At 73.2% G+C, this 13,685-nt stretch carries 12 protein-coding genes; 9 read left to right on the top strand and 3 right to left on the bottom strand.

Going from position 1 to position 13,685, the window contains the following annotated elements:
* Nucleotides 1-200 precede the first annotated feature (200 nt).
* Nucleotides 201-776, bottom strand: coding sequence for a hemerythrin domain-containing protein (locus CK505_RS04730; RefSeq protein WP_095650387.1), 576 nt, complete (start codon nucleotides 774-776; stop codon nucleotides 201-203).
* A gap of 225 nt (nucleotides 777-1,001) precedes the next feature.
* Between CK505_RS04730 and CK505_RS04725 the strand changes: the two genes are divergently transcribed.
* The 8 genes from CK505_RS04725 to ppgK all read left to right on the top strand — a co-directional run bounded on the left by CK505_RS04725 (nucleotide 1,002) and on the right by ppgK (nucleotide 11,703).
* Nucleotides 1,002-2,354 carry an MFS transporter gene (locus CK505_RS04725; protein ID WP_229587381.1) on the top strand — a complete coding sequence of 451 codons (1,353 nt, stop codon included), beginning with the start codon at nucleotides 1,002-1,004 and terminating at the stop codon, nucleotides 2,352-2,354.
* Between the two features lie 147 nt (nucleotides 2,355-2,501).
* Nucleotides 2,502-3,473, top strand: a complete 972-nt coding sequence (locus CK505_RS04720; protein ID WP_095650385.1) for a CapA family protein — start codon at nucleotides 2,502-2,504, stop codon at nucleotides 3,471-3,473.
* A gap of 275 nt (nucleotides 3,474-3,748) precedes the next feature.
* Nucleotides 3,749-5,434 (top strand): ribonuclease J, encoded by a 1,686-nt coding sequence (locus CK505_RS04715; RefSeq protein WP_095650384.1) that lies wholly within the window; start codon nucleotides 3,749-3,751, stop codon nucleotides 5,432-5,434.
* A gap of 91 nt (nucleotides 5,435-5,525) precedes the next feature.
* Nucleotides 5,526-5,894, top strand: coding sequence for a MerR family transcriptional regulator (locus tag CK505_RS04710; RefSeq protein ID WP_017832581.1), 369 nt, complete (start codon nucleotides 5,526-5,528; stop codon nucleotides 5,892-5,894).
* Nucleotides 5,891-8,002, top strand: coding sequence for an acyltransferase family protein (locus CK505_RS04705; RefSeq protein WP_095650383.1), 2,112 nt, complete (start codon nucleotides 5,891-5,893; stop codon nucleotides 8,000-8,002). Before CK505_RS04710 ends, CK505_RS04705 begins: the two co-directional genes overlap by 4 nt.
* A 204-nt stretch (nucleotides 8,003-8,206) precedes the next feature.
* Entirely contained in the window at nucleotides 8,207-9,730 is a 1,524-nt protein-coding gene (locus CK505_RS04700; protein ID WP_095650382.1) for a SulP family inorganic anion transporter, read from the top strand.
* A 603-nt stretch (nucleotides 9,731-10,333) separates the two neighbouring features.
* Nucleotides 10,334-10,657: a hypothetical protein gene (locus CK505_RS04695; RefSeq protein ID WP_095650381.1), complete on the top strand. Its 324-nt coding sequence runs from the start codon at nucleotides 10,334-10,336 to the stop codon at nucleotides 10,655-10,657.
* A gap of 209 nt (nucleotides 10,658-10,866) precedes the next feature.
* Entirely contained in the window at nucleotides 10,867-11,703 is an 837-nt protein-coding gene (gene ppgK / locus CK505_RS04690; RefSeq protein ID WP_241482888.1) for a polyphosphate--glucose phosphotransferase, read from the top strand.
* On the opposite strand, the gene CK505_RS04685 is transcribed toward ppgK, so the two are convergent.
* On the bottom strand, nucleotides 11,673-12,281 hold the full coding sequence (locus tag CK505_RS04685; protein WP_052133014.1) for a CDP-alcohol phosphatidyltransferase family protein: 609 nt from the start codon (nucleotides 12,279-12,281) through the stop codon (nucleotides 11,673-11,675). The two genes, ppgK and CK505_RS04685, sit on opposite strands and share 31 nt — an antisense overlap.
* Nucleotides 12,282-12,623: 342 nt before the next feature.
* On the opposite strand from CK505_RS04685, the gene CK505_RS04680 reads away from it, so the two are divergent.
* Nucleotides 12,624-13,040, top strand: coding sequence for a VOC family protein (locus tag CK505_RS04680; RefSeq protein WP_241482887.1), 417 nt, complete (start codon nucleotides 12,624-12,626; stop codon nucleotides 13,038-13,040).
* Between the two features lie 48 nt (nucleotides 13,041-13,088).
* Here CK505_RS04680 and CK505_RS04675 read toward each other — a convergent pair whose 3' ends face one another.
* Nucleotides 13,089-13,640 (bottom strand): DinB family protein, encoded by a 552-nt coding sequence (locus tag CK505_RS04675; RefSeq protein WP_017832588.1) that lies wholly within the window; start codon nucleotides 13,638-13,640, stop codon nucleotides 13,089-13,091.
* Between the last annotated feature and the right edge of the window lie 45 nt (nucleotides 13,641-13,685).

The following is a 13,685-nucleotide window of genomic DNA, read 5'->3' as shown; positions in this document are numbered from 1 at the left end:
CACCAGTAGATGCGGCCGGGCAGTTCAGCTAACTTGAGTCTAGCGCACTCAACTCCCGGGCAACAGGGGTCTGTGCCCGCTCGGTGCCGGCGACCCGCCGCGGTCCCGTGGAACAGCACGGACCCCCGCCGGGCGAGCCTCGCGAGGCGCTCGTCCAGCAGGGGTCCGTGCCGTGCTGTCCGCGGGGGACCATCGCCCGGCTAGCCGGTGCTCCGGCCCGTCAGCCGGTCCCGGAGCCGGTCGACCATGCCGACGCCGGGCCCGACGGTCTTGTGGAACAGCTCCGAGTGCGGCGCGGAGGGGTGCGGCCGGGTCGGCGCCACCTTCTTGGCGTTCTGCACCTTCCGGCCCAGTTCCACGAGGTCCTCGGCCGGGATGTGCGCCCGCAGCTTCGGGAACTGGTCGGACTCCTCGTCCTCGATGTGGTGGCGCAGCTGCGACTGCATCTCGCGGATCAGCTCCATGAACGCCGGCTCGGAGGCGTCGACGCCCTCCACCTGCTTCATGACCCGGACGAGATCGTCGTGCTCCTTCTTGTCGTGCTCGACCTCCTCGGCGCCGCCGGGCAGGTGCTTCTCCATCACCGGGTAGACGTGCATCTCCTCCGCGACGGCGTGGCGCATGACCTCCGCGATCACGGTGTCGGCCAGGTCCCTGCGCCGGGCGGCGTCCGGGGAGCCCTCGATCTGGCCGAGCAGTTCGAGCATCTCCCGGTGGTCGGTGGTGAGGATGTCGATGACATCGGTGTCCGGACCCGCAGCGTGGGTGTCGGTCATGGGACGCGCCTCCTTGAAGTCGTGGTTCCCGGTTCCGTGGGCGGCATGACGAGGCCCTGGAACCCGAGCGCGACACATATCACACGGATGCCCGATTTGTCCAAGATCACAGGCCCGAACCGTTGGATGCCCTCGACATCCTCCGTAGCATCGAGGTTTCCACCCGTTCGGCCCGACGACGCGCCTTCCACCCGCACCCCCATGCTCCGCACGGAAGGATCCGCCATGTCCGCACCTCGCACTGCCGTGCTCCAGGTGATCAACGCCCCGGACCGCACCGGCACCCGCTTCGCCCTCTTCGCCCTCGCCCTCGGCGGCTTCGGCGTGGGCACCACCGAGTTCGCCTCGATGGGCCTGCTCCCCTTCATCGCCGAGGACCTCGACGCCTCGATCCCCTCCCTCGGGCACGCCATCTCCCTCTACGCCCTGGGCGTGGTCGTCGGCGCACCCCTCATCACGTCCCTGACCGCCCGGGTGGAGCGCAAGAGGCTCCTGCTCGGGCTGATGGTCGCCTTCACCGCCGGCAACGTCCTGTCCGCGGCCGCGCCGTCCCTCGAGTGGCTGTACGTGGCGCGCTTCCTCTCCGGCCTGCCCCACGGCGCCTACTTCGGGGTCGCCGCGGTGGTGGCCTCCTCCCTGGTGCCGCGCGAGCGGCGCGGCACCGCCGTGGCCCGCGTGGCGCTCGGCCTGACGGTCGCCAACATCGTGGGCGTCCCCCTGGCCGCCGTGCTCGGCGGGAGCCTGGGCTGGCGGGCCGGGTACGGGCTCGTGGTGGTCATCGGCCTGCTCACCGTCGCGGCCCTCGCCCTCTGGATCCCCCGCACCCGCAAGGGCGGCGGCGTCTCCGTGGCCCAGGAGGTCCGTGCCCTGGGCCGGCCCCAGGTGGCCCTGACCCTGCTGGCCGGGGCGGTCGGCTTCGGCGGCATGTTCGCGGTCTACACGTTCGTCTCCCCGATCCTGACCGAGCTCAGCGGCCTCGACATCTCCATGGTGCCGTGGGTGCTGGCCGTGTACGGCGTGGGCATGACCGCGGGCTCCCTGCTGGCGGGCCCGCTGCTGGACCGGTCCATCGAGAAGACCGCCCTGGGCGCGGGGGCCGTCTCCGGCGTGGCCCTGGCCTTCTTCGGCCTGTTCGCCCACTCCGCGGTCGCGGCCGTGCTCGGCGTGCTGTGGATCGGCGCCATGGGCGCCCTCTTCAGCACCGCGCTGCAGATGCGCCTGCTGCGCGAGGCCAAGGACGCCCCGTCCCTGACCGCCGCCATGAACCACGCGGCGTTCAACCTGGCCAACGCCATGGGCGCGTTCCTCGGCGGCGCCGTCATCACCGCCGGCTGGGGCTACCGCTCCCCCGCCTGGGTGGGCGTCGGCCTGGCCGTGGCCGGCCTGCTCATCCTGGGCTACGCGACCCGCCTGCACCGCACGGGGGGCGTCCCCGCCTCCTCGCCCGTGCGCACCGGGCCCTCCTGGGCCTACCAGGCCGTCTCCGACCTGTCCGTGCTCCTGCCGGAGCCGGCGCAGCTGCGCCCGGCCGTGGCGAACAGCGCCCGGATGACCGACTGGGCCGATCTGGGCCGGTGACCGGTGGCCGCCGGCGCCTCCTGCCTCCCGGGCGGGCGGCGCCGGCGGAGCTGCGTGGTCCCCGTGACCGGGACGGCCACCACCGGCCGCTCTTGTCCGCCCGCGGGCCAGGGGTCACGATGGGAGCGTCCGGACAGGAGGCGGCTCATGCGGATCGCACTCGTCGGCGATGTCATGCTCGGCCGGCTGGTCGACGAGCGGCTGCGCCACGAGGGCCCGGCCCATCCGTGGGGGGACGTCCTCCCCCTGCTCGCGCAGGCGGACCTGCGGTTCGCGAACCTCGAGTGCGTGCTCGCCGACGACGGCCCGCCCCGGCCCGGCAAGAGGTTCCACTTCCGCTCGGACCGCAAGAACGTCGCGAGCCTGGAGGCCGCCGGTGTCGACGTCGTCTCGCTGGCGAACAACCACGTGCTCGACCACGGCGTGGAGGCCATGCGGGAGATGCTCCCCCTGCTGGACGAGCACGGCATCCTGCACACCGGGGCGGGCCCGGACGCGGAGGCGGCACGACGCCCCGCGGTCTGCACCCGGGCCGGGACCGCGGTGGGCTTCCTCGCCTTCACGGACAACGAGCCGGGCTGGGCTGCGGGCCCCGCGTCCCCCGGCGTCCACCACGTGCCCGTCGACCTCGCCGACGACCGCGCGCAGGACCTCCTGCAGCTCGTCCGGCGGACCCGGGAGCGCACCGGCCTCCTCGTCGTCTCCGCCCACTGGGGGCCCAACTGGGGCGCGCAGGTGCCGCCGGAGCACCGCGCGTTCGCCCACGCGCTGGTGGAGGCCGGGGCGGACGTGGTCTTCGGCCACTCCCCGCACGTCTTCCGCGGCGTCGAGGTGCACCGCGGCCGGCCGGTGGTCTACGGCGCCGGGGACTTCGTCGACGACTACGCCGTCCGTCCCGACGAGCGCAACGACCAGTCCTTCGTCTTCCTGCTCGACGTCCGGGACGGCCTGCCCCGCCGCCTGCGCCTGCACCCCACGGTGATCGAGGCCCTCCGGGCGAGGACGGCCACCGCCGAGGCCCGGGGCATCGCACGGCGGATGGAGCGGCTCAGCGCCGCGCTCGGCACGCGGTGCACGTGGCGCGACGACGAGCAGTGCCTCGACGTCCCGCTGGACTGAGGCCCTCCCGCTGTCCCGCCGCGAGCGCGCGGAAGACCCGCGCCGAGCCCCTTCCCGCCCGGCCGGTGACCGGTCACCGCCTCCTGCGGGCCCCCGCCGGGGCGGTCCGTTCCCCGTCCGCGCCGCCCGGCGGTCCGCCGCGACCCTGACCCGACGTTAGAGTTGTCCCAGACTTCTCGGGGCCGTCAGGTCCCGGACGCGGCCCCGGCTCGACGCGAGCCGCCCGCACGACCTTGCTCCACCCCACGTTGAACCCACGATGAAAGCGGAATCCTTTGACCATTTCCTCCCGCAAGCTCAAGTCCCCGCCCCCGCTGCCCTCCGGGGGCCTGCGGATCACCCCGCTGGGCGGTCTGGGCGAGATCGGACGCAACATGACCGTCTTCGAGCACGCCGGCAAGCTGCTCGTCGTCGACTGCGGGGTGCTGTTCCCCGAGGAGCACCAGCCGGGCATCGACGTGATCCTGCCCGACTTCACCTCCATCCGGCACCGGTTGGGCGACATCGTCGGCATCGTGCTCACCCACGGCCACGAGGACCACATCGGGGGCGTGCCGTACCTGCTCAAGGAGCGCCCGGACATCCCGGTCATCGGCTCCGAGCTGACCCTGGCGTTCATCACGTCCAAGCTCAAGGAGCACCGGATCACCCCGAAGGCGGTCCACGTCGAGGCCGGGGACACCCACAAGGCGGGCCCGTTCGAGTGCGAGTTCGTCGCGGTCAACCACTCGATCCCGGACAGCCTGGCCGTGGCGATCCGCACGGACGCCGGGCTGGTGCTGCACACCGGGGACTTCCGGATGGACCAGTTCCCGCTGGACGACCGGATCACCGACCTGCGCCACTTCGCCCGCCTGGGCGACGAGGGCGTGGACCTGTTCCTCACCGACTCCACCAACGCCGAGGTCCCCGGTTTCACCACCTCGGAGCAGGAGCTGACGCCGGCGATCAACCAGGTCTTCGCCACCGCCCCGAAGCGGATCATCGTCTCCAGCTTCGCCAGCCACGTCCACCGCATCCAGCAGGTCCTCGACGCCGCCCACGCCCACGGGCGCAAGGTGGCCTTCGTGGGCCGGTCCATGGTCAAGAACATGGGCATCGCCCGCGACCTGGGCTACCTGAAGATCCCCCGCGGGCTGGTGGTCGACTTCAAGAAGCTCCAGTCCATGCCGGACGCCAAGGTCACCCTGGTGTGCACCGGCTCCCAGGGCGAGCCCCTGGCCGCGCTCTCGCGCATGGCCAACGAGACGCACCAGATCCAGCTCAACGCCGGGGACACGGTGCTCATGGCGAGCTCGCTGATCCCGGGCAACGAGAACGCGATCTACGGCATCATCAACAAGCTCACCGACCTCGGCGTGAAGGTCGTGCACAAGGGCAACGCCAAGGTCCACGTCTCCGGCCACGCCTCGGCCGGGGAGCTGGTCTACTGCTACAACATCGTCAAGCCCACCCACGTGCTGCCCGTGCACGGGGAGTCCAAGCACCTGCACGCCAACGCCGAGCTGGCGGTCCGCACCGGTGTCGACCCGGAGAACGTGCTGATCGGCCGGGACGGCACCGTCATCGACCTCGTCGACGGCCGGGCGCGGATCTCCGGGCAGGTGGAGGCCGGTCTGGTCTACGTCGACGGCCACACCGTGGGCAAGGTCACCGAGGAGACCCTGGTGGAGCGCCGGCTGCTGCAGGAGGGCGGAGTGGTCACGGTCGTGGCCATCGTCGACGCCGACACCAACGCGCTCGCCGAGCCGCTGGAGTTCCTGGCGAAGGGCTTCGTCCACGACGAGCACGTCTTCGACGGGGCCGCCGACAAGGTGAAGAACGCCCTGGCGCGCCCGGCCACGTCCAAGGTCGCCGACCTGGAGAAGCTCGAGTCGATCATCGCCGAGACCGTCTCCCGCCACCTGGAGCGCGCCTACCGGCGGGCCCCGCTGGTGACGGTCGTCGTCGTCGACGCCTGAGCCGCACGACCGCCCGGCCCCGGCCCCGGGGCCGGGACCGGGACCGGGCGGTTGGTAGACTCGGGGTCCCCTGATTCCTGGAGGTCGTTCGATGCCGCAGCGCGTCCGCGGAGGCACCATGCAGATCGGCGAGCTCGCCGATCGGACCGAGCTGTCCCTGCGCACCATCCGCCACTACGACGAGGTGGGCCTGCTGCCGGCCTCGCGCACCGAGGGCGGGTTCCGCGTGTACACGGAGCGGGACGTGGAGCGGCTCACCCACATCAAGCGGATGAAGCCGCTCGGCTTCTCCCTGGAGGAGATGGCCGAGCTGCTCGAGCTGCTCGGCGCCGACGAGCCCGCAGAGGCCCGGCTCGCCGACTACCTCGAGCGGGCCCACCCCGAGCGGGACCGGCTGGCCAGGAAGCTGGCCCAGGCGGACGAGTTCATCGCGATGCTGGAGCAGCGGCTCCGGCGATGACCGAGCGCTCGACGAGCTGCGCCGCCGAGCCCGTGGTGGCCCTCCGCAGCCCGTCCCCGCGGACCGCTCACCGTCCGGATCTGCAGGGTCTGCGCGGGGTGGCTGTGCTGCTGGTGGTGGTCTTCCACGTGTGGACCGAGAAGGTCTCCGGCGGGGTGGACGTGTTCTTCGTGCTCTCCGCGTTCCTGCTCACCGGCTCCTTCGCCCGCCGGATCGAGCACGGCCGGCCCCTGGCACTGCCGGCCTACTGGGCCCGGACCTTCGCCCGGCTGCTGGGCCCGGTGGCGGTGCTGCTGCTGGCCGTGCTCGCCGCGGTGTTCCTCTGGTTCCCGCCCAGCCGGTGGGCCGAGCTGCTGGCCCAGGCCTGGGGGTCGCTGTTCTACGTCGTGAACTGGGTGCTGGCGGACCAGGCCGTGGACTACTACGCCGGCAACTCCGCGGCCACGACCCCGCTGCAGCACATGTGGTCGCTGTCGGTGCAGGGCCAGGTGTTCCTGGTGTGGCCGCTGCTGCTGTCCGGGGCCGCCGTGACGGCCCGGCGGGCCGGGATCGGGTTCCGCCCTGTGGCCTGGGTCGTGTTCGCCGCCGTGTTCGCCGGCTCGCTGGCCTGGTCGGTGGTGGCCACCGCGGCCGGGCCCGAGGCGGCCTACTTCAGCACCCTGACCCGGCTGTGGGAGTTCGCCCTGGGCTCGATGGCAGCCCTGGCCCTGGCCGGCTCCGGCGCCGCGGGGACGGCCTCCCGGCGCCGGAGCGCCCCGGCCCGGGTGACCGGGGTGGTCCTGGGCTGGGCCGGGCTGGCCGCGATCCTCGCCACCCCCTTCCTCATCGGCCCCGACACCCGCTTCCCCGGCACCGTGGCCCTGGCCCCCACCCTGGGGGCCGCGGCGATCCTGCTCGGCGGTGCGCTGGCACCCGACGCCCGGACCGGCGCTGCCCGGCTCCTGTCGGCGCGTCCGCTGCAGTGGTTCGGGGACCGGGCCTACGGGATCTACCTGTGGCACTGGCCTTTGCTGATCACCTACCTGCTGCTCACGGCCCGGGACACCGTGCCGGTGCCGGCCGGGCTCGGGATCCTGGCCGCCTCGGTGGTCCTCACCCGGGTCACCGCGCTGCTGCTGACCGGCTGGCGGGCCCTGCCCGGGATCCGGGCCCGCAGCGGGATCCGGCTGATCGCCACCGCCCTGCTCGTGGCGGTACCGCTCACCGGCGCTCACCAGTACACGGTGCTGCGCGACCCCACCGCCGGGGTGGAGCGCACCGCGCAGAACTACCCCGGCGCCGCGGTGCTGCGCGAGGACATCGGCGAGGTCCCGGACGTGCCGATCATCCCCACCGAGGACGAGCGCGACCAGGAGTGGGGCGACACCGGAGACCTCTGTCCCCCCGAGCGGACCCCGGCGGGCATCGCCGAGCTGGGCGAGTGCAGGATCATCACCCCCGACCCCGCCGGTGACACCGATCCCCGCGGCACCGACCCCGGGCTGACCCTGGTGGTCCTCGGGGACTCCCACGCCCGGCAGCTGCTCACACCGATCCACCGGGTCGCCGACGCCCAGGGCTGGACGGTGGTCTCCTATCTGCGCAACGCCTGCCGCTACACGAGCGAGTCGGAGAACTACCAGGCCGAGTGCAACGACTTCAACACCGCGGCCCGGGAGGCGGTCCTGGAGACGGAGCCCGACGCGGTGCTGACCATCGGCACCCTCAGTCTGCCCGAGGCCCCGCACGAGAAGCTCGTCGAGGGCTACGAGGCCGGCGTGCGGCCCTTCCTGGACGCCGGCATCCCGGTGCTGGCCTTCCGCGACAACCCGCGCTTCCCCTACGACATGTTCGAGTGCGTGGAGACCTACGGGCCCGACCGCGACCGCTGCAACGTCCCCCGCTCCGAGTCGCTGCTCCCCGTCAACCCGCTGGAGGAGCTGGCCGCCCGGCACGAGGACCTGCACAGCATCGACCTCACCGACCGGCTGTGCACCGGGACCACCTGCCCCGGGGTGGTCGGCAACATCATGGTCTACCGCGACCTCGACCACGTCACCTCCAGCTACGGCGAGACGCTGGTGCCCGACGTCGAGGAGCGCCTGCTGGCCGCCCTCGACCGGACGTGAGCCACCTCTCCCCCGCCCCGCGGCCGAGGACCCTACCCTCACGTTAGGATAGGGTGACGACGCGGTCCCCGCCGGAGCGCCTCCGCACCCGGACGCCGCACCGCCCGCGCAACGCCGTGTCCACCCGCATGCGCAGCACCCGGGACGACCCCAGCCCTTCCGCCCAGCCTTTCCCCGCCCTCCTCTCCTGCGAACGGAGCCTCCTTGGCCACCACGACAGCCGGTCCCGCGGCCGATCTCACGCCCGAGCAGCGCCAGTCGGTGCGCCTGACCCTCCGGTCCCCCCGTCACCTCAAGACCGAGGTCCTGGCCGGGCTCGTGGTGGCCCTGGCGCTCATCCCGGAGGCGATCGCCTTCTCGATCATCGCCGGGGTGGACCCCCGCCTGGGCCTGTTCGCGTCCTTCACCATGGCCGTGACCACCGCCGTGCTGGGCGGCCGGCCCGCGATGATCTCCGCTGCCACCGGCGCGGTGGCGCTGGTGATCGCCCCGCTGGTGGCCTCCCACGGCATCGACCACTTCATCGCCGCGGTGATCCTGGCCGGGGTCTTCCAGGTGGTCCTGGCCCTGATCGGCGCGGCGCGGCTGATGCGCTTCATCCCGCGCTCGGTCATGGTGGGCTTCGTCAACGCCCTGGCCATCCTGATCTTCAGCTCCCAGATCCCCGAGCTGATCGGGGTGCCCTGGGCCGTCTACCCACTGACGGCCCTGGGCCTGGCCATCGTGTTCCTGTTCCCCCGGCTGACCGGCGCGGTCCCCGCCCCGCTGGTGGCCATCGTGGTGATCACCGCGATCGTGGTGCCGATGGGCATGGACGTGCCGAGCGTCGGCGACAAGGGCGAGCTGCCCGAGTCCCTGCCGTCGCTGTTCTTCCCCGACGTCCCGCTGGACCTGGAGACCTTCCGGATCATCGCCCCGTTCGCCCTGACCATGGCGCTGGTGGGCCTGCTCGAGTCGCTGATGACGGCCAAGCTCGTCGACGACATCACCGACACGCGCTCGAACAAGACCCGAGAGTCCTGGGCGCAGGGCGCGGCCAACATCGTGACCGGCTTCTTCGGCGGGATGGGCGGGTGCGCGATGATCGGCCAGACGATGATCAACGTGCGCGCCTCGGGGGCCCGCACCCGCATCTCCACCTTCCTGGCCGGGATCTTCCTGCTGCTCCTCGTCGTGACCCTCGGCGAGGTCGTGGCGGTCATCCCGATGGCGGCCCTGGTGGCCATCATGATCTTCGTGTCGTGGGCGACGTTCGACTGGCACTCGGTCCGCCCCTCGACCCTGGCGCGGATGCCCCTCCCGGAGACCCTGGTGATGCTCTCCACCGTGGCCGTGACCGTGTGGACGCACAACCTCGCCCTCGGCGTGATCGTGGGGGTGCTCGTGGCGATGGTCGCCTTCGCCCGCCGGGTGGCCCACTTCGTCACCGTCGACCGTGCGCTCGAGCGGCGCGACGGCCGGGAGACGGCGGTCTACACCGTGCACGGGGAGCTGTTCTTCGCCTCCTCCAACGACCTGTACACGATGTTCGACTACGCCGGGGACCCGCAGCAGATCGTCATCGACTTCTCCGACTCCCATCTCTGGGACGCCTCCACCGTCGCCGCCCTGGACTCCGTGACGGACAAGTACGCCCACTACGGCAAGGACGTGGCGATCGTCGGGCTCAACCAGGCCAGCCGCCGGATGCGGGTGCGCCTGGGCGGAATGCTCAACTCCGAGCACTGACCCGGCACACCCGCCCGGCGCCGCGGCACGGCGCCCGAGCACACTCTGCCGGGCTGTGCATTTGCGATCACAACCCTTTGTGTCTGCATGTGAACTGGGTCACACTGAGGGGTCTTGCCGTACGCCGCGGGATCGAGCATTGTTGCTTCTCACCAGGGGATTCTGTGGTCCGCCAAGGATCATCCCCCGGCTCCCGCACCGTCGACCGACAGCGCGCCGCCTCCGGACTCCGGGGGGCGTCACCCGCATCGGGTCCGGGCGCGGGAGCAGTAGGGAGCGGGGCCGGCTGGGGGGCCGCCCCGCTCCCCTTCTGTGTGCCGGCCTCGTCCGCTTCTGTGTGCCGGCCTCGTCCGCCGGCACCCCCGCACCCCGCTCCGCCCGGCCCTGTCGGTGGTGCCGTCCGGCCCCGGGCGTCCGGAGGAAGCACCGACGGTCCGGAAAACGCACGCACCCGGGCTCCGTGTGGTGCCCCGAGGGCCCACCCGGAACCATGATGGGGGCGGCGGCGCCACCGCGCCGCCACGGACGGTCCCGGACCGCTGCGCAGCGTCGCGCCCGGTCCGGGACCGTCCTCGGAGCGACGCACCGCAGTGAGGGGGGACCGTGGACGACGACAGGATCGGAGCCGTGCAGGCACGCCTCGCCCGGCACGCCGTCGAGCGCGCCGGTCTCGACGCGGCCCGGGTCTGGTGGCACTGCTTCCAGCTCGGCGGCGAGGCCGGGATGCTGGAGGTCGACGCGTACCTGCACGGGTGCCTGAGGCTGCCGGCCGCCCACCGCGACCTGCTCGCCCGCGCGGTCAACGGACTCGTCCGGGACGCGCCCGTCGCCCGGGTCCCGTTCTCGTGGGAGATCGACGCGGGCTCCCGGGACGACGCCGGCCCGCAGGACCGCGGCATCGCGCCGGGCCTCTGGCCGCGCGCCTGAGCCGGCACCTCCACCGCGGCGGATCCTCCTCGGAGCCCCCCGAGCCGTGCCTCGCGCGCGGCGCCACCTCCACGGCCCCGGCGGCCGCGGTGGCAGAATGGTCCGGGGTGCCGGCCCCGACGACGGCCCGCACCCGGTCGGGCGCAGCAAGCCGGACGCAGCGCGCCCGTCGTCGTCCCCGTGCCCCCACCTCGACCCTAGGATGTCGGATGGCCCATCTCTCGCCCCGCCCCGTCCCAGCCCCCGCGCCGACCGGCTGGTCGACCCTGCACCGGCACCACATCGGGGTGGACGTCGGCGGCACCCTGATCAAGTACGCGGCCGTGGACATGGCCGACGGCGAGCTGACCACCCCGGTCCTCCAGCGCCCCACCCCCGTCCCCGCCACGCCGGATGCCCTGGCGGAGCAGCTCGTGCTCATCGTGCAGGAGCTCGCCGCGAGCCCCCAGGCCCCGCACCCGGAGGCCAGCGTGGGAGTGGCGCTCCCCGCGATCATCCGCCACGGCGTGGCCCGCTCCGCCGCGAACATCGACGACGCGTGGATCGGCCTGGACGTCCACCGGTTCCTCACGGAGCGGCTGGGACGCACCGTCCACGTCCTCAACGACGCCGACGCCGCGGGCCTGGCCGAGCTCCGCTACGGCGCCGGACGCGGGACCACCGGCACCGTCCTGGTCATCACCCTGGGCACCGGTATCGGCTCGGCGCTGTTCGTGGACGGGAAGCTCGTGCCCAACGTCGAACTGGGCCACCTGGAGCTCGGCGGGGTCGACGCCGAGGTGCGGGCCTCGGCGGTGGCCCGGGAACGGGAGGGACTGGACTGGCCGGACTACGCCGAGCGTCTCCAGCAGTACTTCGCGCACCTGGAGTTCCTCTTCTCACCGGACCTGATCGTGGTCGGCGGCGGGATCTCCGCCCGGCACGAGGACTTCCTGCCCCGTCTGCGCCTGGACACGCGCGTCGTCCCGGCCGAGCTGCGCAACGCGGCGGGCATCATCGGCGCCGCCCGGCACGCCTACCTCGCCGTGCCGCCGGCGTCGGCCTGACCTCGGAGGGCCTGGCGGAAGTACTGCACGCCCGCCAGGACGTGCAGGACGGCCGCCACCTGGACCATGACCCGGCCGACGTCCGTCACCTCGGGGGTGGACCAGGCGGGCCCCGCCAGGACGAGCACGGTCCCCACCATGAGCAGGGCGGTCTTCGCCTTGCCGACCGTCGTGACCCGCAGGGTGCCGAGGGACCGCCGGACCAGGGTGGCGATCCCCACCACGACGTCGACGACCGCGATGACGATCAGCACCCACCAGGGGAACAGCCCGACGATGCTCGCGGCCACGGCGATCGCCACGGTCCCCAGCCGGTCGGCGATGGGGTCCATGACCTCCCCGACCCGGCTGCGCTGCCGGAGCGCCCGGGCCAGGGCGCCGTCGACCCAGTCCGTCAGGGAGAAGAGGGCGACGAGGACCAGCGCGCGCACCGGCCGCTCGTCGATGTCGAGGACGGCCAGAACGGCCGGGACGATGAGCGCGAACCGCACCACCGAGACCACGTTGGGCACCGTGAGCACCCGGTCGTAGTACGGCGACTCCGCCGGCTCGACCGCGTCCTGGTGCTGCTGTGCCATGTGCCTCGTCCCGTCCTCCGGCGCTCCCGGGCGAACGGTCCGCGCCCGTCGGTGCTGCCCTCGAGACTATCTGGTCGGCGCCGGGCGGCCCGGGAAATGACGCCGCCCGGCGCGAGGGCCGGCACGGTCCCTGGCCGCACACGGGCCGCCCGGGCAGAATGGGGCGGGAGCCTCGTCGCCGGTCGCCGGTGCGCCCGCAGCGGCTCCGCCGGCGCACCCTGTGCACCCTCGCCCGGTGAGCTCCGACCCGGTGCGCGTCCTCGGCCCGACACCGGGCGCGCCGCCCCGTCCGTCCCGCTCACCGGGGCCGGGCCCGACCGAAGGACCGCTGTGGATCCTCGCGTGCACTTCCTCACCCTGTCCACCCCGGACCTCGACGCCGCCCGCGAGTTCTACGCGCGGGGCCTCGGCTGGGAGCCGCTGCTCGACGTCCCGGGCGAGATCCTCTTCTTCCAGATCGCCCCGGGGACGGTCCTGGGTCTCTTCGACGCCGGGAAGTTCGCCGAGGACCTGGGCCTCCCATCGGCCACCCCGGCGCAGGGCGTGACGCTCGCGCACAACGTGGACGGCGAGGCCGCGGTGCGCGCGAGCGTCGACGCGATGAGCGCCGCGGGCGGGACCGTGCTCACGAGCCCGCGGCCGGGCGCCTTCGGGGGCATCTTCCACGCGCACGTCGCCGATCCCAACGGCGTGGTGTGGGAGATCGCGTACAACCCGGGGTGGCGGATCGACGACGACGGGACCGTGCACCTCGGCTGAACGTGCCCGCCCGGCCCGTCCGCGCCGGGAGGTGCGGCCGGGGCCGGCTCAGCCGCGGACGTCGACGCGCAGGTGGTGCTCGACGTCGTGCAGGAAGTACGCCGCGAAGCTCGCCACGGTGAAGTCCTTGCCGTCCCCGCGCCTGCCGGTCCGGGCCCACTGCTCCCCGGTCACGGCGTCGAAGGCGTCCGCGGTGGCGCGGACCTCCTGCGCGAGCTCCCCGGAGACCTCGTAGGGGTCCTGCAGGTTGTACTGCCCCTCGACCGCCGCGGCGTCCTGGTCCCAGTCCGCGAAGACCGGGTCCTGCTCGTCGAGCATGAGCCGCAGCCGCTCGCGGAAGACCCGGCAGAGGTCCCGGACGTGGCAGGCGTACTCCAGCGGGGACCACGTCCCCGGGCGGGGCCGGTCCGTCATGCCCAGGCGGTCGAGGACCGCCGCCCAGCGCTCGACCGTGGCCCGCGCCCGCTCCCCCGTGCTCGTGACGTCGTAGTCCGGGTCGAACCCGCAGTCGGGACAGCCCCGGTCGAGCACCACGGTCCAGTCCTTGGTCTCCGGAGGGACCGGGGAGGTGTCGGGGGTTCCGGGGCGCTCGGTGGTCATGCGGCCAATGTACCCGGGCCCACCGGGTGCGGCGAGGTCCCGCGG

The organism is Kocuria sp. WN036, assembly GCF_002287015.1.
Classification (GTDB): Bacteria; Actinomycetota; Actinomycetes; order Actinomycetales; family Micrococcaceae; genus Kocuria; species Kocuria rosea.
Note: the sequence above shows the minus strand (reverse complement) of the source record. Positions and strands in the feature narration are given on the sequence as shown.